Origin of the sequence: Siphonobacter sp. SORGH_AS_0500, assembly GCF_031453245.1 — a bacterium.
Taxonomy (GTDB): Bacteria; Bacteroidota; Bacteroidia; order Cytophagales; family Spirosomataceae; genus Siphonobacter.
Map to the genome: position 1 here is coordinate 3,988,476 of NZ_JAVIYT010000001.1, position 20,727 is coordinate 4,009,202.

At 45.1% G+C, this 20,727-nt stretch carries 16 protein-coding genes; 11 read left to right on the plus strand and 5 right to left on the minus strand.

Going from position 1 to position 20,727, the window contains the following annotated elements; translation table 11 throughout:
* The first annotated feature begins 122 nt into the window (after positions 1–122).
* Positions 123–1,184: a cell wall metabolism sensor histidine kinase WalK gene (locus QE357_RS16945; protein ID WP_106637916.1), complete on the plus strand. Its 1,062-nt coding sequence runs from the start codon at positions 123–125 to the stop codon at positions 1,182–1,184.
* 179 nt (positions 1,185–1,363) lie between these two features.
* Positions 1,364–1,753, plus strand: coding sequence for a hypothetical protein (locus tag QE357_RS16950; protein ID WP_309709933.1), 390 nt, complete (start codon positions 1,364–1,366; stop codon positions 1,751–1,753).
* Positions 1,754–2,272: 519 nt separating this feature from the next.
* Here QE357_RS16950 and QE357_RS16955 read toward each other — a convergent pair.
* The gene (locus QE357_RS16955) at positions 2,273–2,608 is read right to left on the minus strand and encodes a translation initiation factor (RefSeq protein WP_307141056.1); all 336 of its coding nucleotides are present in this window, start codon (positions 2,606–2,608) and stop codon (positions 2,273–2,275) included.
* An 86-nt stretch (positions 2,609–2,694) separates the two neighbouring features.
* Positions 2,695–4,323 (minus strand): ABC-F family ATP-binding cassette domain-containing protein, encoded by a 1,629-nt coding sequence (locus tag QE357_RS16960; protein ID WP_106637912.1) that lies wholly within the window; start codon positions 4,321–4,323, stop codon positions 2,695–2,697.
* Between the two features lie 221 nt (positions 4,324–4,544).
* Here QE357_RS16960 and QE357_RS16965 point away from each other — a divergent pair, with 221 nt between their 5' ends.
* The 3 genes from QE357_RS16965 (at position 4,545) to QE357_RS16975 (ending at position 7,609) form a co-directional block, all read left to right on the plus strand.
* A complete protein-coding gene (locus QE357_RS16965) occupies positions 4,545–5,018 on the plus strand; it encodes an NUDIX hydrolase (RefSeq protein WP_106637911.1) in 474 nt (157 codons plus the stop codon).
* A 141-nt stretch (positions 5,019–5,159) separates the two neighbouring features.
* Positions 5,160–6,593: an ATP-dependent RecD-like DNA helicase gene (locus tag QE357_RS16970; RefSeq protein ID WP_106637910.1), complete on the plus strand. Its 1,434-nt coding sequence runs from the start codon at positions 5,160–5,162 to the stop codon at positions 6,591–6,593.
* Positions 6,594–6,814: 221 nt separating this feature from the next.
* Complete coding sequence (locus QE357_RS16975; RefSeq protein WP_309709943.1) at positions 6,815–7,609, plus strand: class I SAM-dependent methyltransferase; 795 nt, start codon at positions 6,815–6,817, stop codon at positions 7,607–7,609.
* Positions 7,610–7,675: 66 nt separating this feature from the next.
* Here QE357_RS16975 and QE357_RS16980 read toward each other — a convergent pair whose 3' ends face one another.
* Entirely contained in the window at positions 7,676–8,263 is a 588-nt protein-coding gene (locus QE357_RS16980; protein WP_106637908.1) for a MarR family winged helix-turn-helix transcriptional regulator, read from the minus strand.
* 398 nt (positions 8,264–8,661) lie between these two features.
* On the opposite strand from QE357_RS16980, the gene QE357_RS16985 reads away from it, so the two are divergent.
* The 4 genes from QE357_RS16985 (at position 8,662) to QE357_RS17000 (ending at position 13,281) form a co-directional block, all read left to right on the plus strand.
* Entirely contained in the window at positions 8,662–9,705 is a 1,044-nt protein-coding gene (locus QE357_RS16985; RefSeq protein ID WP_106637907.1) for an HlyD family secretion protein, read from the plus strand.
* A gap of 171 nt (positions 9,706–9,876) precedes the next feature.
* On the plus strand, positions 9,877–11,436 hold the full coding sequence (locus tag QE357_RS16990) for a DHA2 family efflux MFS transporter permease subunit (protein WP_309709948.1): 1,560 nt from the start codon (positions 9,877–9,879) through the stop codon (positions 11,434–11,436).
* 87 nt (positions 11,437–11,523) lie between these two features.
* Complete coding sequence (locus QE357_RS16995) at positions 11,524–12,819, plus strand: TolC family protein (RefSeq protein ID WP_307141060.1); 1,296 nt, start codon at positions 11,524–11,526, stop codon at positions 12,817–12,819.
* 204 nt (positions 12,820–13,023) lie between these two features.
* Positions 13,024–13,281: an acyl carrier protein gene (locus tag QE357_RS17000; RefSeq protein ID WP_106637904.1), complete on the plus strand. Its 258-nt coding sequence runs from the start codon at positions 13,024–13,026 to the stop codon at positions 13,279–13,281.
* A gap of 179 nt (positions 13,282–13,460) precedes the next feature.
* Here the strand turns inward: QE357_RS17000 and ald are convergent, their stop codons facing one another.
* Positions 13,461–14,591 carry an alanine dehydrogenase gene (gene ald / locus QE357_RS17005; RefSeq protein ID WP_307141061.1) on the minus strand — a complete coding sequence of 377 codons (1,131 nt, stop codon included), beginning with the start codon at positions 14,589–14,591 and terminating at the stop codon, positions 13,461–13,463.
* Positions 14,592–15,001: 410 nt separating this feature from the next.
* Between ald and QE357_RS17010 the strand changes: the two genes are divergently transcribed.
* Together QE357_RS17010 and QE357_RS17015 are read left to right on the plus strand one after the other, a co-directional pair.
* Positions 15,002–15,460, plus strand: a complete 459-nt coding sequence (locus tag QE357_RS17010; protein ID WP_309709953.1) for an Lrp/AsnC family transcriptional regulator — start codon at positions 15,002–15,004, stop codon at positions 15,458–15,460.
* A 218-nt stretch (positions 15,461–15,678) separates the two neighbouring features.
* Entirely contained in the window at positions 15,679–17,004 is a 1,326-nt protein-coding gene (locus tag QE357_RS17015; RefSeq protein ID WP_106637900.1) for a TolC family protein, read from the plus strand.
* Positions 17,005–17,551: 547 nt separating this feature from the next.
* Here QE357_RS17015 and QE357_RS17020 read toward each other — a convergent pair.
* Positions 17,552–20,509, minus strand: coding sequence for a glycoside hydrolase family 3 N-terminal domain-containing protein (locus QE357_RS17020; protein ID WP_309709958.1), 2,958 nt, complete (start codon positions 20,507–20,509; stop codon positions 17,552–17,554).
* Positions 20,510–20,727 lie beyond the last annotated feature (218 nt).

Sequence of the window (20,727 nt, forward strand, 5' to 3'; positions counted from 1 at the left end):
TCACCAAGTTTTACGCAGAGTTACTCTGTGCTAAACTCTGAGCAGCTCTGTGGTTAATCTTCTTCATGAACCTTCCTAGCAAGAACTGAAAACAGTAAACTAAAAACTGAAAACTAAAAAGAATGTCCCCCCTAAATCCTAAGGTAATTTCTTTGCTGCTGGCCGTTTTGATTTCGGCGATTACCAGCGGGTTTCTCTGGTTCGTTCCCGGTACGCCCGGCGGCACGATCTTCATTGCCGGAGCCACTTCTTTCTTTGCTACACTCATTCTGGTTTTTTACGTGCTGGATTATCTGATTTTCGAAGAAATCAATAAAATCTACGACACGATTCAGCGATTGAAACTCAGTGATTTTAGCTTTTCGAAAAAGAAGGTAGCCAAGAGCGTCAATCCGTTGAAAAAGCTTAACAACGACATCTTCGTTTACGTCGCTAAGAAGCAGCGGGAAATTGACGAACTCCGTCGGATGGAACAATTTCGCCGGGAGTTTCTGGCCGATGTTTCACACGAATTAAAAACGCCCATTTTTGCCGCTCAAGGCTTCATTCATACGTTAATTGACGGAGCCAAAGACGACGAACGCGTTCGGGATAAATTCCTGCAAAAAGCCGCGAAAAGTCTTGATGGCCTGGATGTACTGGTAGCTGACCTGTTAACCCTTTCTCAAATTGAAGCGGGTGAAATTAAAATGCACCGCGAACGCGTAGATGTGATTAAGGTTACGCAGGAGGTAATTGAACAGCTGGAACCGCGAGCCAATCAGCGAAACATCAAGGTAAAGCTTCATACGTTTCATAATCAGATCTTTGTCAAGGCCGATGCCTACCGCATTTCACAAGCGTTGACCAACCTTATTGACAATGCCATTAAGTATGGTCGCGATGGAGGAAAGGTGGATGTAACGTTTACCGAAGATAAAAAGGACTGGACCATCGAGGTGAAAGATGACGGCCCGGGCATTCCTCCCGAACACCTGAATCGCATTTTCGAACGTTTTTACCGTGTAGAAAAGTCACGTTCCAAAGAAAAAGGCGGCACCGGACTCGGGCTGGCCATTGTAAAGCACATTGTCAATGCTCATAAATCGAAAATTACCGTGATGAGTCGCGTTGACAAAGGAACTACGTTCAGTTTCAAGCTTGATAAAATTGATGAAAAGATGGCGTATTCATTGCAATTGTAAGTTACGTACCGTCTAAAGAATACCCCGTACGATCCTTTCATTACTTAGGTTTCAATCAATCCTCTATAGCGGTTAATTTACTCATTACCAATCCCCTACCTAAAAACGGGTCTCAGCCACTGAACTGAGGCCCGTTTTTTTATTGATTTATACGCATACTCACTCTTATCAACGCTAGTATGGAAAATGAAAAATTAACAACAGCAGCTCGATTACTTCTGGGAGGTTCCCTCGTTTTCGCCGGAATCAGTCACTTAACCTTTGCCAGAAAAGATTTTAAAGCTCAGGTGCCTAACTGGGTCCCTCTCAAAAAAGACGATACGGTAGTGTATTCGGGTTACGCCGAAATTGCTTTAGGGGCTAGCCTTCTTTTAACGAATAAGAAAAATAAAAAGGCCGTTGGTAAAATTGCTGCGTCCTTCTTTACGGCTGTTTTCCCGGGCAATATCGCTCAATACACCCACTCTCGTAATGCCTTCGGACTCGATACTGATAATAAACGATTGGTCCGTTTGTTATTCCAACCTTTACTGGTGTATTGGGCTTTGAAGAGTACGGATAATGTGTAAGTTATACCAACTATCCAAACACTTAAGCTGTTTAGGTAGTTGGTATTTTTCATCATTCACAAGTAAAATGAAGTAAGAGAAAATCTCTCTAACCTTAGTCAAGCATAAAACTAAGTGGAAGATTATATCTTGACTTAACCGCCTGCCCTCTTTGCTTGCCCGGCTCCCACTTGCCAGCCATATACTCAATGACGCGTATGGCTTCATAGGACAAAGGGTTACCTAGGGCTGCCAACAAAAAATAACCCTCGATTCGTTTCATCATGTCCTCTATACTCACAAAATCATTTTTCTTATTTACTAGAATAAATAGCTAATAACAGCCCTTATAAAATCTATTCATACCAAGCTCATTACTACTCTACCTAACATCTTAATCAATTCTTTACCTACCCTTATTATGGCTATAAATACAAATTCCATAAAACCAATAGATAGCGTATTACCAAAACTAAAAAAGCTGTCGATTTGCATCAACAGCTTTTTATTAATTGATCTCTAAGACTTATAAAAGGTAGATTAACCTACTCGTTTGGCTTTATATCCTTTTTCAAGTAACCATTTCAAGGCTTTGTCCCGCTGGTCTCCCTGCACGATAATTTCGCCGTCTTTGGCCGAACCGCCTACGCCACAAAGCGTTTTTAGTTTCTTGCCTAAATCCGCTAAATCATCTTCCGTTCCAACGAAACCCGTTACCAAAGTTACCTGTTTACCCCCGCGTAATTTCTTGTCCAGTTGCACTTTCAGGTTCTGCTGCTGGGGTGGCAAGGTAGCCGCCTCCGAAGCTTCATCAGACTGATACTGAAAATCAGGATCTGTTGAATACACTACGCCGGTATAGTTCTTCTTTGCCATCTTTTTTTAGTTGTTAGTTGGTTGTTGTTGGTTGATAGTCTTTTGTTTTACTAACAACTATTAACCAACAACAACCAACCCCAAAATTATACTTTCTCGCCGTAGAGGGCTTCGCGTTGTTCTTTGATGCGGTTATCGGTTAAGTACTCATCGAAGGTCATGAGTTTATCCAGACAACCTTTAGGCGTTAACTCGATGATCCGGGTGGCTACGGTTTGCGTTAACTGGTGGTCATGGCAGGCAAACAACATCACACTAGGGAAGTCTTCCATTCCCTTGTTCAGGGCCTGAATTGACTCCAGGTCCAAGTGGTTGGTAGGTTCATCGAGTAAGAGTACGTTCGCTCCCGAGAGCATCATTTTCGAGAACATGCAACGTTGTTTTTCACCCCCGGATAATACGGTAGACTTCTTCAGGGCTTCTTCACCCGAGAAGAGCATCCGACCCAGGAAGCTACGCACAAACGTCTCGTCTTTTTCTGCCGAATACTGACGTAACCAGTCCACGAGGTTCAGGCTTCCGTCTGAGAAGTACTTCGTGTTATCGTTAGGCAGGTAACTTTGCGTGGTGGTTACTCCCCAGTTGAACGTTCCGGTGGTGGGTTTACGCTCGCCCATCAGAATGTCGAACAGAGCCGAAACGGCCAGACCGTCTTTACTCAGGAAAGCGATTTTCTGATCGTTCAGGGTATTAAAGGACAGATTTTTGAACAGGGTCGTACCGTCCTCTAGTACATAACTCAGGTTCTCTACACTTAATACCTGATCGCCAATTTCACGTTCGGGTTTGAAACCGATGTAAGGATACCGACGGCTGGAAGGCTTGATTTCATCCACCTGAAGTTTATCCAACATCTTCTGACGAGCCGTTGCCTGACGAGATTTCGCCACGTTGGCCGAGAAACGGCGGATGAACTCTTCCAATTCTTTACGCTTTTCATCAGCCTTTTTATTCTGATCGGCTTTCTGACGAGCGGCCAACTGACTTGATTCGTACCAGAAGGTGTAGTTACCCCCATAAATCTGGATTTTACCAAAGTCAAGGTCAGCAATATACGTACAAACGTTATCCAGGAAGTGACGGTCGTGGCTGACTACGATTACCGTATTCTTGAAGTTCATTAAAAACTCTTCGAGCCACAGGATGGAATCAATGTCCAAGTTGTTCGTAGGCTCATCGAGTAACAGAATATCAGGGTTACCAAACAGGGCTTGAGCTAACAGCACCTTCACTTTTTCGGAAGGGTTCATGTCAGCCATCAGCGTGTAGTGGGTGTCTTCTTTGATACCCAGACCGGATAATAAAGCTGCTGCATCGGACTCAGCTTCCCAACCGTTCATTTCGGCAAATTCTGCTTCCAGATCAGCCGCCCGGTTACCGTCCTCTTCGGTGAAATCTGCTTTTGCGTAGATTTCATCCTTTTCAATCATTACTTTATACAGCCTGTCGTTACCCATGATTACCGTGTTCAGGACGGTCTGATCATCATAGGCATTCTGGTTTTGATTCAGAAACGACATCCGCTCACCGGGATCCAGCGTTACCGAGCCCGTGGTGGGTTCAATTTCCCCCGAAAGGATTTTTACAAAGGTAGATTTTCCAGCTCCGTTGGCACCAATCAGGCCATACACGTTACCCGGAACAAATTTTAAGTTTACGTCTTCAAATAAAACCCGCTTTCCGAAGCGGAGCGAAATATTACTTACTGATAGCATCTAGTATCTGGTTTTCAAAGTGCAAAGGTACGGATTTTCAGGCGGTTTTTAGAAAGCTTCCCTGAGGTTTTCGGGTGAATATCCTCTCTACGGAATCGCTGCCAGCGTGGCCTGGCCAGCGACATTCTAGGCTTTCTTTCCGAAATCCTGCCGGCAACCTCCTGAGCTTTCCTTTATACTATTCAAACACGTATATTGTCCAAAAAGTTGAGCTAGGTATCATGAGTACAGAAGTATTAGAAAAATTCGGCGGTTACGTGCGGGTGCGAGTGTGTGGCATTGCCGTGCAGGAAGATCGAGTATTGGTCATCAAACATAAAGCCTTATTTCATGACGGTCCATTCTGGTCGCCGCCGGGTGGTAGTCTGGAATTTGGGGAGTCCATTCCAGAAGCGTTAATCCGTGAATTTCAGGAAGAAACGCAGTTAACCGTTGAAGCAGGCGAGCTACTTTTCGTGAATGAGTTTATCCGTTCGCCTTTGCATACGCTGGAATTATTTTTCCGCGTTTCTGTTATCTCGGGAAACTTATTACTGGGCCATGATCCAGAGTTTACCCAACAGATTATGGAAGAAGCTGCCTGGTTATCCTGGTCAGAACTGAAAGCCCTGCCTGCTGATCATGTGCATTCCATTTTCCATAAATACCAGTCGCTGGAAGCCTTACTTCAACCCGGTGGTTACGGCCTCCAGTAGAGAGGCTGGTTGATTGCGTCTGGGTAAAAGACATTTTGATTGATTTGAAAGTAGTTTCATTCCCCGACCAGACGCGATTAATCGCGTCTCTACTGGTAAGGTTCCCTATTCTTCCGACCCAAATTTCTTATCTTTGTTTTTGTGAATACACCGAAATCTGATACCCCAACGCCCGCGTTTCTGCTTCGGCAGAAGTTCCCTTTTCAGCCCACCAAAGGTCAGCTGGAGCTTTTTAATTTGATGGAAAAATTTCTATCCAATGACGATGCTCAGACCTTTCTGTTGAAAGGATATGCGGGTACGGGGAAAACCACGCTCATCAGCACGTTGGTGAAAAGTCTGCCTAAACTGGGTTTTCGAACGGTATTGCTAGCTCCTACTGGACGAGCAGCCAAGGTTATGGCGACGTACTCCCGAAAAAAAGCCACGACGATCCACAAAAAAATCTATCGTCAGGTCACGAATAAATACAGCGGCGGCCTGGAATTTCGTCGTCAGAATAACTACCATACCAATACGGTTTTCATCGTTGATGAGGCCTCCATGATTGCTGACGAAGCTGATTTTGGCGGCATGCAGGGTTTGTTAACTGACCTGGTGGAATACACGTTTGGTAATGAAGAAGGAGACCCTAACAAACTGGTCTTTGTGGGTGACCTGGCCCAGTTACCTCCCGTAGGTAAAGATGATAGTCCGGCTCTGGATGCTTCCTATTTACGAGACAACTTTCACATGTCCGTGATGGAAGTGGAAATGACGGAGGTTATGCGTCAGGATAACGATTCGGGAATTCTGGCCAATGCGACCCGATTACGGGAAATTCTCTGGGATAAAATTCCTGAAATTCGTCTCATCACTAAAGGTTTCCGGGACTGCTACCGCATGACGGGCGAGAAACTGGAAGACGGTTTGAATTATGCTTATCGGAAATACGGCGAGGAAAATACCATTGTCATTACCCGCTCCAACAAAACGGCGGTAGCTTATAACCGATACATTCGAGCCCGGATCAAGTATCAGGAAGATGAAATTTCAACGGGCGACCGGCTGATGGTGGTTCGGAATAATTATACCGTGCTGGACGAAGATTCTCCAGCGGGTTTTCTGGCCAATGGCGATTTTGTGGAAGTTCTGAAAATCAGAGGCTACGAAGAACAATACGGTCTACGTTTTGCCAATTGTCTGCTGCAACTTTCGGATTATCCCGATCAACCGCCGTTTGATGCCAAAATTACCCTTAATACCCTCGACAGTCCCTTACCTTCGTTGAGTAAAGAAGAAAATAAAATGCTTTACGATGGGGTGTCTGCCGATTATGAACACATTGCTTCCAAACGCGAGCGGATGCAGGAGATTCGGAAAGACCCTTATCTGAATGCTTTGCAGGTGAAATTTGCCTATGCTCTTACCTGCCATAAATCGCAGGGCGGCCAGTGGAGTGCCGTTTTTGTTGATCAGGGTTACCTGACGCTGGAACAGGTAAATGCTGACTTTGTCCGATGGTTATATACCGCCATGACGCGGGCCAGCCTGGAAGTGTTTCTAGTGAATTTTCACAGTGATTTTTTTGAGTAACTTCTTACGAAAGCCGATTTTTATTAATCGGCTTTTTCTATTTTGCGATCGTCTTTATCTTTCAGCCACCTATCCTTTAACTAACTATCAATCAAACTATTGCCTTCTTTCAAGCCTTCACTGATTCTCTCCACCTGAACGACTTTTAATTTTCAGAAAGCCCGTTTGTAAGATTAGCTATTGCCTTTTATAACCTACACTAACAACCAATTCTTTACTTTATGAATACCGCTCTCTTCACCTTGTATCTGGGAGTATTGAAACGCGTGGCCCGAACCGCTGTTCTGAGCCCATTTGACGCTCATGAACGCAACCGACTCGGAGAGTTGTACGCTTTGTACAGTCCACCTGCCGCTGCTTCGCTATTACCCGAAGATCCGTACAAATTACCTAAAACGGATATTCTTGAATTATCCAACCTGGACAAAAATCTTACGCTGCAAGGTGTTAACGAATGCGGTTTCGGACACGTTACCGAGTTCGAAGTAAAAGTAATTAGCCAGATTGTCAGCCAGTTACAGCCCCGGTGTATGTTTGAGATTGGTACCTTTCAGGGCAGAACTACGCTGAACATGGCCCTCAACAGTCCCGAAGACGCCCGCATTATTACGCTGGATCTTCCCCCCGCAGACCTGAATAACACGCAAATGCAGATTGAAAAAACGGAAGAAATGTACGTACAGAAATCAGAATCGGGCGAACGTTTCAAAGGCCACCCACAGGCGTATAAAATTACACAGGTGTTCGGCGACTCGGCTACGTTTGATTATTCGCCGTATCATAATCGTATGGATCTGGTCTTTATCGACGGTTCGCACGCGTATGAATACCTACTGAGTGACACCGAAAATGCCCTCAAACTCGTTCGCAAAGGCGGTACGATTCTCTGGCATGACTATACCAACTGGGAAGGCGTTCGACGGGCTCTCAATGACTACTATCTGTCTGGAAATCTAACATTCCGCAAGCTTCGTCATATCGGCGGCACCAGCATCGCCATACTTACGGTTGAGTAAGTGAAGTATATACAAAAGCGGCGTTTCCGTGCTGAAACGCCGCTTTCATAAGTTAATCTTCAAGATTTATTTTTTCTTGTCTCCCTTCGGCACCGATTGCAGGGGGTAGTTTACAGTTTTTTGCTGCAATATTTCCAGCCACTGCGTCCGGCGACCTTCAGAGGCTTCGGTTAGTTCTTCCTTGATTTTATTTTCGTGATAATCAGCCAAATCCACCAGAATATCCTTTAGTATCTCCAATCGTTCCGCTCCCAGAATTTCCTCGAACTTTCGATCAACCACCTTCGTGCATGACTGCCATTCCAGTGTAAAACGAGCTCCTTTATTGGTAATTTTTACTAATACCGAACGAGCATCGTCGGGGTGCTTTTCCGTTTCTACGTATCCCTGCTCCTGCAACTCCTTCACAATCTTGCTAACAGCCTGTTTGGTAATACCCAGGACGGCGGCTAGCTCATTAATAGTCGAACCGTCCAAATCAATATGTACCATTAATACCAAATGTCCCAGTCGATACGACTCATGGCCCGATTCCGCCAATTTCTGGCTTGAAACATCCACCACTATTCTGAAAGCCCTACTTAGTAACCGTCCCATGATCCGGTTCCGGTGAGCTTTAAACGCTTCGAGCCTTTCTTTTAATTCCTTGTCCATCACTTTATATGCTCAGAAAAGATTTCAAAATATTCGAAAATCTTTTCTTTTTCAGTTTAATGTAAATTTAATATTAATTAAAAAAGTACAAAATACAAATCATAGGTTTCAATTTATGTTTCTAGGAACATTTTCTACAAAATCAATCACCAAAACACAAATAATTGATTTACAATCATTTAATAATAATAATCGCCATTATAGGCCGTAGTCTTTGAGGAACTTTGGTCTTTAAGGCACAAATCCTATGCAAAAATAGTTATAAAAAAATAATAGTCAACCTACTTGACTTTTTTAGTCAACTAAGTTTACATTTGCATTGTCAATTTAGTTGACTATCTCATTAAAGTATACGGGTCCGCATCCCATTTTAAAACCACTTATAAATAGACGTAATTATGGCTACGCCAGAACAATCTTCACTTCGCAAAATGTTACCCCGCGTTATTCTGGTCGTTGTACTGGGTGTGGGTGCGTGGTTCGGATTTTCCGCTTACCAGCATGCTCAAACACACGAAGAAACCGACAACGCTCAGATTGAAAGTTACCTCGTTCCCGTGCTTCCCCGTATCTCTGGATACGTAAAGTCAGTAAACGTCAATGATTACGACAAAGTAGAAAAAGGACAGTTGTTATTAGAGATTGACTCTGATGAATATCAACTGCAACTGGCGGAAATGGAGGCTACGTATCGTCAGATGGAAACGGACGTAGAAAACGCTAAAGCCAGCCTACGCAACGCCGAGCTGACAATCAAGGCTCAGGAATCGAACCTGAAAGCAACGGCTTTACGTCGGGATAAATCAAAATCAGACGCCGAACGCGACGCTCGTCTATTAGCGGATAAAGCCATCACCCGTAAGCAGTCGGACGACAGCCGCAACGCTGCGGACGTTCTTGAACAACAGTATGTAGCCGGTCAGGCCGATATTCTGGCTTCCCGTTCGCGGCTGGACGTACTACGTTCAGCGTTACACAAAGCCGAAGCTGCTTTGGACGTTCAGAAAGCCCGGATTGACCAGCAAAAACTGAAACTGACGTATTCTAAAGTATACGCTACTTCGTCAGGCCGGATTGGCCGCAAGAGCGTAGAACCCGGCCAGTATATTCAGAATGGACAAACGGTAATGACCGTTGTGCAGGACAGTACGCTTTGGGTGGTTGCCAACTTCAAGGAAACGCAGGTAGAACATTTACGCATGGGTGCTGAGGCAATCATCACAGCAGATGCATTCCCTAATCAGCCGATGAAAGGTAAAATCGTTTCTTTCAGTGAAGCCACCGGTGCCAAATTCTCCCTGTTACCTCCCGATAACGCTTCCGGTAACTTCGTAAAAGTAACCCAGAAGATTCCCGTGAAAATTGAAATTGAAGACTTACCCAAATACCGTCAGCAACTCCGTGCCGGTATGAACGTGGAAGTTAGCGTGAAAACCAAGTAGTTTTCGGTTGTCAGTTTTTAGTTGTCAGTGATAAAACGTATCACGGCTAACTGAAGATTATAAACTGAAGACTGAGAACCAACTAGTTGACAGTTGTCAATTTTTATTAGTCAATGATTAAGTATCACGAGCAACTGAAAACCGACAACTGTCAACTGAAAACCAAAAGACATGGCAATAACCTATCCAACCGGATTTAAGCGGGCTATTATTGTTGCTACGGCAATTTCCGCTGCCATCATGGAGTTGATTGACACGACGATTGTGAACGTGGCATTGAACCAGATGGCCGGATCGCTGGGAGCAACCATCGAGGACATTGCCTGGGTAGTGACCTCGTACGCCATCGCCAACGTAATTATCATTCCGATGACGGGCTTCCTGGCCGAGTACTTTGGCCGGAAAAACTATTACCTCACCTCCATTGTCATCTTTACCATTGCTTCCTATTTCTGCGGTCAGTCTACGGATTTATGGGAGTTAGTATTCTGGCGTTTCATTCAGGGTGTGGGGGGTGGAGCCTTGCTTTCTACCTCGCAGGCCATCATTTTTGATGCCTTCCCTCCCGAAAAACGCGGTATTGCTTCTGGTATCTTTGCCATGGGTATCATCATGGGCCCTACCTTTGGTCCTGTATTAGGGGGTATTATTGTGGAAGATTACCACTGGGCCAATATTTTCCTGGTGAACATTCCCGTCGGTATTCTGGCGGCAGTGTTAACCATGCTCTACATTGATAAGAAAGAAGGCGAAGGCCAGAAGAAAGATCAAATTAAAATTGATTACATCGGTATTATTCTGTTGATGGTCGGTATTGGTTCCCTTCAGTTTATGCTGGAAAAAGGTGAATCAGAAGACTGGTTTGAGTCCCGACTTATTGTGATGATAGCCATTACCGCCACCATTGGCATGGTGGGATTCATCTGGCGGGAATTAACCACCGATCACCCCGTCGTTGACTTACGGGTAATGGCTAAAGGAACACTGGGAGTAACCACAATCTTTAGCTTCGTGGCGGGTATTGGTCTATTCACGGCCATGTTTGTGTACCCCGTAATGGTGCAACGGATTAACGGATATACCCCAACGATGACGGGTTTGTCATTACTTTGGCCGACGCTGATCGGGGTCTTCATGATGCCGATTGTAGGAAGACGGTTATCAGCGGGAGCTTCTCCCCTGCCCTTCATTATCACGGGTATTCTGTTCATGATTGCCTTCGGTTTTTACGCCGGAACTTTCGATGATAACACGAGTCAATGGCAGTTTTTCCCCGCTCACATGATGCGGGTAATCGGGATTTCTCTGCTTCAGTTGCCCCTGACTAACCAGGCAGTAGCCGGACTTACCCCAAAAGAATACCCCAATGCCATCGCGATCAATAACATGATTCGGCAGTTAGGGGGAGCCTTCGGTGTAGCCTTGGCCAACAACTTCGTAGCCATCCGTTATGCTCAGCACCGCTCGGATTTAGTAGCCAATTTATACGAGGGAAATCCTTTACTGACGCAACGTTTGCAGGCCATGGGCGGAGCTACCATGCGAGCTTACCGAATGCTTGAACTCGCCGTTGACAAGCAGGCCTATCTGCTTTCTTATCTGGACACGTTCCGGGTAGTTGGTCTGTTCTTCATCCTTATTCTGCCCTTAACGATAGTCTTACGTCAGAAAAAGAAAAAATCAGCCGAAGAAATCGCCGCAGCCGCAGCCGCCATGGCCGAAGCCCATTAATAGGTTTAGAGTTTCGAGTTGAAGGTTTTGAGTTATGTACTCCGAACCCTAAACTCAAAACTCAAAACCCCAAACTCTCAACTAATCATGAAATTCTTCCCAGTACTGGCCCTCGTAGCTTTGACGAGTACGGCGGCCTTTGCTCAACAAAATAATGACGAGGTTCTGAATGGACTCATTCGTCAGTCGATTGCCTATTACCCCCAACTGAAACAACAACGCCAGGCCGTTTCTCTGAGCCAGAGCCGCACGCAATTAGCTGAATCGGGTAATAAGCCCACTGTTAGCGGAGACGCGAGCTACACGTACATCTGGCCTTTGCAGAAAGTGGCTTTCGAAATTCCCGGCTTAGGTTCCAATGCCATTCAGTTTGCTCCCCGGAATAACTATAACGTAGGCGTTTCCGTGAGTCAAACCGTGTATGACTGGGGAAAAACGAATGCAGCCATTGATAAAGCTCGTATCGAAAGCATTTTATCCGAGCAGAACGTAGAACAGGCTACTCATCAGCTAGCCTATCAGGTTGCTCAGATTTACTTCAGTATTGTCTATCTGCAAAAAGCCATTACCGTTCAGCTAGCCCAGGAATCACTGGTGAGCGAAACGGCAAAGGTTATTGAAAACCGGATCAAAAGCGGGGATGAAATTGACTATAACCTGGTGGCTACGAACGTTCGTTACAAAAACGTAAGAACCCGTATTGTTGATTTACGTAACCAACTGGACCGTCAATTCATTCTGCTGAGTTCTTTGGTGGGGAAAGATGTTCACGCTGACATTCCTACCACGGGCAGCTTTGATTTGGCTACTCTGACTTCACAAGATTCCGTTTCCCTAGCCAATAACTGGGACATTCGGGTTTCGAAAACGAAGGAAATGGTCGCTGAGAAGGACATCGAGGCCGCGAAGGCTGCCAAGTTACCCTCGCTCTCATTCGTAGGCAATACGGGCTTTAAAAACGGTTTCCAGCCCGAAATTGATAAGTTCCGTTTCAATGGTGGCCTGGGTTTCCATTTATCCGCTCCGATTTATTCCGGCAAGCGTCATATCATTCAGGAAGACATCGCCCGCAAAAATCTTCAAATGAGTCAGTACGGCACGGAAGCGGCTTCCGTGGCTGTCCAGTCCCAACTGGATCAGGCTCGATCAGAATTACGTTCAACCTCTGAGAAACTGCGACTTTCAGAAACCCAGCTAGAAGAAGCCAAGTATGGTCTGAAACTGGCGGACGTTCGCTTCCAGAACGGAGTCATTACCCAACTGGAAATTCAGTCCGCACAAACGGCTCTGGAAGAAGCAGAATTTCAACGTATCCAGTACCAATATCAGCAGGCCCTGGCACGTTTAGAAGTAAACCGACTGCTAGGCACAAAAATCTGGTAGTAGAGTTTTGGGTTGCGAGTTTAGAGTTGGGAGTTATTTGATCATTTCTATTCATCGAAGCACACTATTTTTATAGTGAACTCTAAACACAAAACTCACAACCCAAAACTTAACAGTTATTAACGCTGGTATGAAATTTTGATGTAACGTATACAAACTATTTTCTTAGGAGATACGTTATATAACTGAGTCGCCCATAGAGCCATGAAAACCACAAATGCAATCGCTCAGGCGATCCGAAAAGTAGTTACGGAGCATTTTTTTATAAACCCTGAATATTTTCAGTTGAATCGAACTTTTAAAAATGATTTTGGGTTTAATAGTTTAGAAATGACCGAGTTAGTTGTAATGATTGAACAACAATTCGACATTAATATTCCCGATCATTCCTTGTCGACAGTACGAAACGTACATGATTTGATTACTGTCACTGAACAAAGTTTTAATCGGAAAAAAGCTTAAAAAAAAGAAAAGACAGATAGGTTGAAGGTTGAACGATGATTACCGGCCTGCTTTGCGGGCCGGTAATTTTGTTTATATACGTTTCGTCCGTCTGAGGCATAAAAAAACCGCTCAAAACGTTGAGCGGTTTCCAGTTTTCAGTTGTTGATATTTGTTATTATTCTTACCCAGAAGTGAGACTAAGCGACGATAACTTTCCCCAGTACATCTTCTACAGGAGTTAATGGTAAACTCCAGGCTTCCGCTACGCCAGCGTATACCGTCTTGCCATTCACTACGTTAAGACCTTTTTTCAGCTCTTCGTTTTCACGACAGGCTTTTTTCCAGCCTTTATTTGCCAGTTGAATTGCATAAGGTAAAGTCGCATTCGTTAAGGCTAAGGTAGACGTATAAGGCACCGCACCGGGCATGTTTGCTACACAGTAATGTACGATTCCTTCTACAACAAACGTAGGATCCTGGTGAGTAGTCGCGTGAGACGTTTCAAAACATCCACCCTGGTCGATAGCTACGTCAACCATTACGGTTCCGGGACGCATCAGATTTAACATATCACGGGTGATCAGCGAAGGAGCTTTAGCTCCAGGAATCAACACACCACCAATGATCAAATCAGTGGTCTGGATTAACTGACGAATGTTATATTCATTGGAAATAACGGTATCTACGTTGGCGGGCATGATGTCTTCCAGGTAACGCAGACGAGGCAGGCTAATGTCTACAATCGTTACGTTTGCTCCTAAACCAGCGGCCATTTTCGCCGACTGCGTTCCTACGATACCTCCTCCTAAAACTAATACGTTGGCAGGTTTTACGCCCGCAACGCCACCCAGCAGAATACCACGACCACCCATTGGTTTTTCGAGGTATTTTGCACCTTCCTGAATCGCCATACGACCCGCTACTTCACTCATCGGAACGAGCAGGGGCAGACTACGATCGTTTTTCTCTACCGTTTCATAAGCTAAACAAACCGCTCCGCTTTTCAGCATGGCGTAGGTTAACTCTTCCGAAGAAGCAAAGTGGAAATAGGTGAACAGTAATTGATTTGCTTTGATCAGCGGATATTCGGCAGCAATGGGTTCTTTCACCTTCACAATCATCTCGGCGATGTCATACACATCTTCGATAGTAGGAAGAATGGTTGCTCCAGCCTGAACGTATTCCTCGTCGCTGATACCACTACCAACACCAGCCGTAGCCTGCACGTAGACTTCGTGACCGTGTTTTTTGAATTCGGCTACTCCCGCAGGCGTTAGTGCGACGCGGTTTTCGTTGTTCTTGATTTCCTTTGGAACACCAATAATCATGATCGTAACAAGTTTAATTTGGAGGAAGTCTGCTAATGAAATGAATGCTGCAACGAGTACCCGTTGTGACTACAAAATTCATGCATTCAGAATAGATTTCGCTATTCATCAAATAAATAAGAAATTTGTTTTGATTTGTTATTATATTTTCGTTTATTTTACTGTTATCAAAGCTATTCCTTTTTAAAAACCGAAAAAATTTCTGTGCTTCAGTACCCCTTTTTTAAAAGCATCGATCAGCTATCCCTAAAGCGGCACGTTCATTTTTACCCTATTTGCTTCCTATTAATCATTTATTTCTCACTTTAAGATTGTAGATGCAGGTCATTTTTGTTATTTCATAACTTTTCAGTAGAGATTTACTTTAAAAATACAGTCATTTATTTCAACCTTCAAAATCTGTAAAAGCCATGGAACTGGATGCAATTGACCGGCAGTTACTTAATCTTCTTCAGGCCAATGCTCTTCTCACGGTTCGTGAATTAGCTGAACGTGTTCACTTAAGTATTACCCCCGTTCACGACCGGATTAAGAAGTTGGAAAACCAGAAGATCATTGAAAAATACGTGGCTCTGGTCGATCGGAAACGGATTGGTCGCGGGATGATGGTGTATTGCTTCGTTACCCTGGATAAACAGCGTCAGGAAAGTTTCCAGGAATTCAATGAAGCGATTCGAAAACTACCCGAGGTGCTGGAATGTAGCGTCGTATCCGGTAATTTCGATTATTTACTGAAAGTAATCGTCGCTGATATGGAAGCGTATAACACCTTTTATCAAAGTAAACTGAGCGTCCTGAGCAGCGTCTCGCACATGAGTAGTTCGTTCGTGATGGAAGAGGTAAAAAGCACTACCCTGATTGGACTGTGAAGGACCCATTACTGAAAAGTTAAGTTCTTGTGCCATCAGCCTTTAGCTTCGTTTCTTCGTCGCGGCTTTTGCATGATTTATCTCAGATTATCTGAAGTGCCCTCATTGCCCGGTTACCTTCGTAAGAAGTAGTCGTATTTTATACGAGAATTGAGACCAACAACGGGAATAATTTACCTATTTTCCGTTCTGGAAACCCCCGAATCTATTAAAATTCCATGCGTCGAAGAATAGCCTATTTCCTCTGCTGTTTTGCTATTAATTTCTCTCTCTTTGCTCAGACCGTATCCGAAAATCTTACGCTGGAAGATGCTATTACCATCGCTTTAGATAAAAACTACGCGATTAAAGTAGCTAAAAACCAGGTTCGTCTGGCTGAAAATGACAATACCAGAGGTAATGCGGGTATGCTTCCGCTGGTCACAGCCGTGGTACAACCCAATGGTTTGATTAACTACACGAATCAGCGATTTTTCGATGCGGTACGCCCTCCACTTGTCCAACGGGGCGTCTTCAACCGTAACGTTCAGGGCAATCTTACGGCCACCTGGACCATCTTTGATGGCTTAAGTATGTACATTACGAAAGATCGGTTGGAAGAACTCGTTCGGGCGGGGGAATCTCAGGCTCAGGTAACCATCGAAAGTACGATTGCTCAGGTTACGAATGCGTATTATGCCGCCGTGCAACAAGGACAGCAGACCCGTTTTTTAGAAGATGCACTGGTCATCTCTCGGGAGCGTCGTCGTCTGGCTAAAGACCGCTACGATATTGGTCAGGGTTCAAAAGTGGAATACCTGACCGCACAGGTTGACTTCAACGCCGACACGGCCACCCTGATTGCCCAGCAATTGTCCTTTACCAATACCAAAACCCAGCTTAACCAGCTACTGGCCCGATCGCTGGACATCAATTTTAACCCGCAGGATACCTTACTGGTAAACAGGGACCTCATTTACGAAACCCTTAAAGAGCAAACCCTATCACAAAATCCTCAGTTGATGCTGGCTCGTCATAACAGCACCATTGCCAATCTGGACGTAAAGAACCAGAAGGCTCTGCTGTGGCCCAATGTGAATTTGCTGGGAGGATATACTTATAACCGACTTCGAAACGGCGGTTCTGGTTTCGGGGTAAGAAGTGGTACAGTTGGTAACATTACGGGAGGAGTACAGGTAACAGCCGTTATTTTTGATGGGCTGAATCAGCATCGACGCATTCAGGGAGCCCGAATCAACGAGGAGATTATTAAGCTTCAGGAAGAAGATCTGCGAGTACAGGTCGAGTCGGGTTTACGGCAGGCTTACGAAAACTACCGGAATAATCTTAATCTACTCGACCTCGAATCTATTAACACCAAAACGGCTCAGCAGAACGTAAACATTGCTCTGGAACGGTATAAAATTGGCGTAGCTGCCCCACTGGAATTACGGGAAGCTCAGCGAAATTTCGTAGCCGCCGAAATTCGACTTTTGCAGGCTCAGTATAACGCCAAGGTGTCTGAAATTGAATTATACCGACTAAGCAGCCAGATTGTGAAATAGTGTTGTCAGTTGTTTATCAACTTCCCGAAAGTTTTGAAACTTTCGGGAAGTTCTTTTTTAGAGGGAGTGTGTGGTGTTTTACCCTAGCACAAAAGCTGATTGGACTACATGGCAGAGAGCGACTTTATAGTTTGCTTCAGATTTCTTCACTGTAATTAAAGTTACTATTCGCTTCCCATTCGTAGAGACAAGAGCTTGTTATTTTCCGCTACCCCTGTGGCCCGGCCATGATGGTAGGGACTTAGTTATAGAGATTTCTGTTTTAAAAAGCTGAATCCCATTACTGCCAGCTTTTCCGCTGGCAGCATTTTGCCTTGGTCCTACCTAATTATTTAGTGAATCAATAGGTTACAATTTCCCAAAGGACGTAACATAGTGCTGCCAGCGGAAAAGCTGGCAGCGACCATGATGGCAGCGGCAGTAAGACTTCTCGAAAGGTATTAGTCTGATTACAATCCATCTTTTCTTCTAAGGCTTCAAACAAAAAACATCCCGAAAACCATACAGTCTTCGGGATGCTTATTAATCATTAAGCCCTAACTATCCTCTAAAATCCAGGTACGTTCGACTTACGAATGGCTTCGTAAATCATTTCACCAAACTGCGTTCGGGTATTAAGTTTGCTGATTTTGGAGTTGTTACGAGTGGGATATACCCGGTTTGCCAGGAAAATGTATAACATCTTTTCTTTCGGCTCTACCCACACAAAGGTTCCGGTGAAACCTGAGTGACCAAAACTTTCAGCACTTGCGGAAGGAGGTCCAGAGAGGCCGGGTTTGTTACGATCAGGTTTATCAAAACCAATGCCGCGACGGCTATTAATTTCAACCGGGAATGGATACGATGACCATTGTTTTATGGTCTTTTCGCTGATAAAACGCTGGTTACCGTATATACCTCCGTTCAGATACATCTGGTATAACTTCGCCAGATCATTGGCGTCTCCAAATAAGCCCGCGTGACCAGAAATACCTCCCATTAAGGTTGCTCCTTCATCATGTACGCGACCATGAATCAGTTCTTTCCGAAATAAAGAATCATATTCCGTCGGTACGATTCGATCCAATGCATATAGTTCACGGGGATTATAGGTTAAGGTCGTAGCCCCCATCGGACGATAGAAAGTATTCTTCAGATAATCCTCCCATTTTTCTCCGGTAATCTTCTCAACAATCTGCGGATAGAGGTAATACGAAAGATCGCTGTAGACGTACCCCTGTTTTGGATTTACGGGAGACTCTTCAATCTGACGCATTAACTCCCGACGATACCGACGGTGCAGAAATAAATGGTCGGCGATGGCGATGGGATAACGACGACTCTGCTCATTACTAAACGTCCGGGGTTTCCAGCCACTTTCACGCGTTGAATCTCTAGCCGTCATCCAGAACGGAATCCAGGCTTTCAGTCCCGACTGGTGGGTCAGGATGTCAATCATTTTTAGCTTACCCTTATTTGAGTTCTTCCATTTCGGAAAAAACTCGCCGAGCGTCATATCCAGCCTGAATTTACCCTCATCCTGCAAACGCATCAGAGCCAGAATAGACGTGCTGACTTTCGTTACCGAAGCCAGATCGTATAAATCCGTTTCCCGCACGGGTTGTTTGCTTTCATACGTCTGCGTTCCGTAGGCTTTCTTGAAAATCACCATTCCGTTTTTCGCTACCACCACCGAAGCTCCGGGATAGGCTTTCTCCTGTAACCCCTGATTGACAATGGAATCCAGTTTGGTATTCAGTATTCTTGAATCTATTCCAGCTAATTCCGGCATTCCATATTTGAAGCGACCCAGTGGTTCAACCCGTAAGCCATTTCCAAATTTAAACTCCTGATTCACGGTAACTGGAAGTTGCCCATTGGCTCCAATACCCCCTCCTACTAACTGAGCAGCCAACTCTTGCATGACTGTCGTTTCCTGATAGGTAACTACCAAAGCTTTTGACTTTTCAATGCCGGGTAACTTATTCAACACGTAAGGATTTCCGAAGAACAGATAAGCGGCATTGGGTAAGCCTACAAACGACTGAGCCAGCTTCAGATTTGCCTCTGGCCAGGCATTGGCTGAGCGTAAAAACGGACTGTGCAGAGCTACCACTACCAGATCATATTCAGCCAGCTTGTCTTTAATGGCTTGCAATTGCTGAGCCGACGATTTTATATCTACCTGGAAGGTATCTACCGGCAGGTAATTCATCAACATGCCCTGAAAAGCCGTTGGTTTGACAGGTCCCTGGGCGGGCGTTCCTACACTAATGGCGGCAACTTTTGCCGTAGCCAGATTTTTGATGGGTAATGTCCCATTTTCGTTTTTCAATACCGTCAAACTAGCTTCCGACATTCGGCGTGATAAAGCTTCGGCGGTGGGCTTGTTAAGGTCTTGCAGTAAGTTAGTTAAAGGAGCCGCCTGATATTTATCCAGCCCTAACCAAGCCTTAGCCCGCAAGATGCGATGTACTTTATCGTCCAGATCGGCCTGGGAAATTTCTCCTGAAACCAGAGCTTTTTTAATAGCCTGAAACATAACGGGCACATCCGTGAAGGTTTCCAGCACGTCATTTCCGGCTAATAAGGCCTTTACGCCCGCTACGCCCGGAGGATAATGTTTGGCTACGCCCTGCATCTCCATCGCATCCGTAAAAATGAGCCCTTCAAAACCCATTTGCTTGCGTAATAAATCGGTTACGATGGGTCTGGAAAGCGTCGAGGCCTGATTAGGCGTAGAGTCAAGAGCAGGAATGCTCAAGTGAGCAATCATCACGCCATTCAGACCGTGCTTAATTAACTCCCGGAAGGGATATAATTCGAGCGAATCGAGTCGGGTCCGGGAATGGTTAATCACGGGTAAATCTGCGTGAGAATCTACATCCGTATCGCCGTGACCAGGAAAGTGCTTAGCCGAGGTGATTAACCCGGCATCCTGCATGCCCCGCATGTATGCTTTGGCTTTGCGAAGCACTTCTTCCCGATTTTCCCCAAACGAACGAAAACCGATGACGGGGTTATTCGGATTATTATTTACATCCGCCACGGGAGCGTAGTTAATGTGTATGCCTGCCCGGCGGCACTGCTCGCCAATCTGTTTCCCCATGCGGTAAAACCAGTCGTCATTTTGCCGGATGGCTCCGAGCGTCAGAGCGTACGGATACCGAACAGCACTGTCCAGTCGCATGGTAAGGCCCCATTCCAGGTCCTCTCCCATCATCATCGGTACGGCTGAAATTGCCTGTAACTCGTTGATCATGGCCGTCTGTCGCGTGGGCTGATTGGCAAACCATACCAATCCACCGACTTTATAGTCACGAACCCAGCCTTTCAGCTTTTCCTGGTCGTAAGCCTGATTAGTAAAATTAGCACGGGGCATCATCAACTGCCCGATTTTCTCGTCGAGCGTCAGGCGGGCAAAAACCGAATCGGCCCAGTGTTGATTACCCGTCTGAAAAGGTTTTTGAGCGTAAGAGGTAAGTGAAGCCAGTACAGCCGCACATAGGGGAATGAAGCGTTTCATACATCAAAAATAAGGGTTCCCCTTGATTTTGGTGAAGAATACGCGGGTTTTAAGAATGGGTATTTTGTAATTCTTCAAGCCTCAAGCCGTGGCTGGTGTCCTCACCAGCCGCCATCAAGTGTCTGGTGAGGACACCAGCCAAGGCCTAGATTTTAATAGTTCATACCATAAATAGCTTTGGCTAAAAATGGAACTTCCCGAAAGTTTGAAACTTTCGG

Excerpts from the sequence above, each read along its gene's own strand:
- QE357_RS16945 (WP_106637916.1), top strand. The coding sequence starts at position 123 with ATGTCCCCCCTAAATCCTAAGGTAATTTCTTTGCTGCTGGCCGTTTTG.
- QE357_RS16950 (WP_309709933.1), top strand. The coding sequence starts at position 1,364 with ATGGAAAATGAAAAATTAACAACAGCAGCTCGATTACTTCTGGGAGGT.
- QE357_RS16955 (WP_307141056.1), bottom strand. The coding sequence starts at position 2,608 with ATGGCAAAGAAGAACTATACCGGCGTAGTGTATTCAACAGATCCTGAT.
- QE357_RS16960 (WP_106637912.1), bottom strand. The coding sequence starts at position 4,323 with ATGCTATCAGTAAGTAATATTTCGCTCCGCTTCGGAAAGCGGGTTTTA.
- QE357_RS16965 (WP_106637911.1), top strand. The coding sequence starts at position 4,545 with ATGAGTACAGAAGTATTAGAAAAATTCGGCGGTTACGTGCGGGTGCGA.
- QE357_RS16975 (WP_309709943.1), top strand. The coding sequence starts at position 6,815 with ATGAATACCGCTCTCTTCACCTTGTATCTGGGAGTATTGAAACGCGTG.
- QE357_RS16980 (WP_106637908.1), bottom strand. The coding sequence starts at position 8,263 with ATGGACAAGGAATTAAAAGAAAGGCTCGAAGCGTTTAAAGCTCACCGG.
- QE357_RS16985 (WP_106637907.1), top strand. The coding sequence starts at position 8,662 with ATGGCTACGCCAGAACAATCTTCACTTCGCAAAATGTTACCCCGCGTT.
- QE357_RS16990 (WP_309709948.1), top strand. The coding sequence starts at position 9,877 with ATGGCAATAACCTATCCAACCGGATTTAAGCGGGCTATTATTGTTGCT.
- QE357_RS16995 (WP_307141060.1), top strand. The coding sequence starts at position 11,524 with ATGAAATTCTTCCCAGTACTGGCCCTCGTAGCTTTGACGAGTACGGCG.
- QE357_RS17000 (WP_106637904.1), top strand. The coding sequence starts at position 13,024 with ATGAAAACCACAAATGCAATCGCTCAGGCGATCCGAAAAGTAGTTACG.
- ald (WP_307141061.1), bottom strand. The coding sequence starts at position 14,591 with ATGATTATTGGTGTTCCAAAGGAAATCAAGAACAACGAAAACCGCGTC.
- QE357_RS17010 (WP_309709953.1), top strand. The coding sequence starts at position 15,002 with ATGGAACTGGATGCAATTGACCGGCAGTTACTTAATCTTCTTCAGGCC.
- QE357_RS17015 (WP_106637900.1), top strand. The coding sequence starts at position 15,679 with ATGCGTCGAAGAATAGCCTATTTCCTCTGCTGTTTTGCTATTAATTTC.
- QE357_RS17020 (WP_309709958.1), bottom strand. The coding sequence starts at position 20,509 with ATGAAACGCTTCATTCCCCTATGTGCGGCTGTACTGGCTTCACTTACC.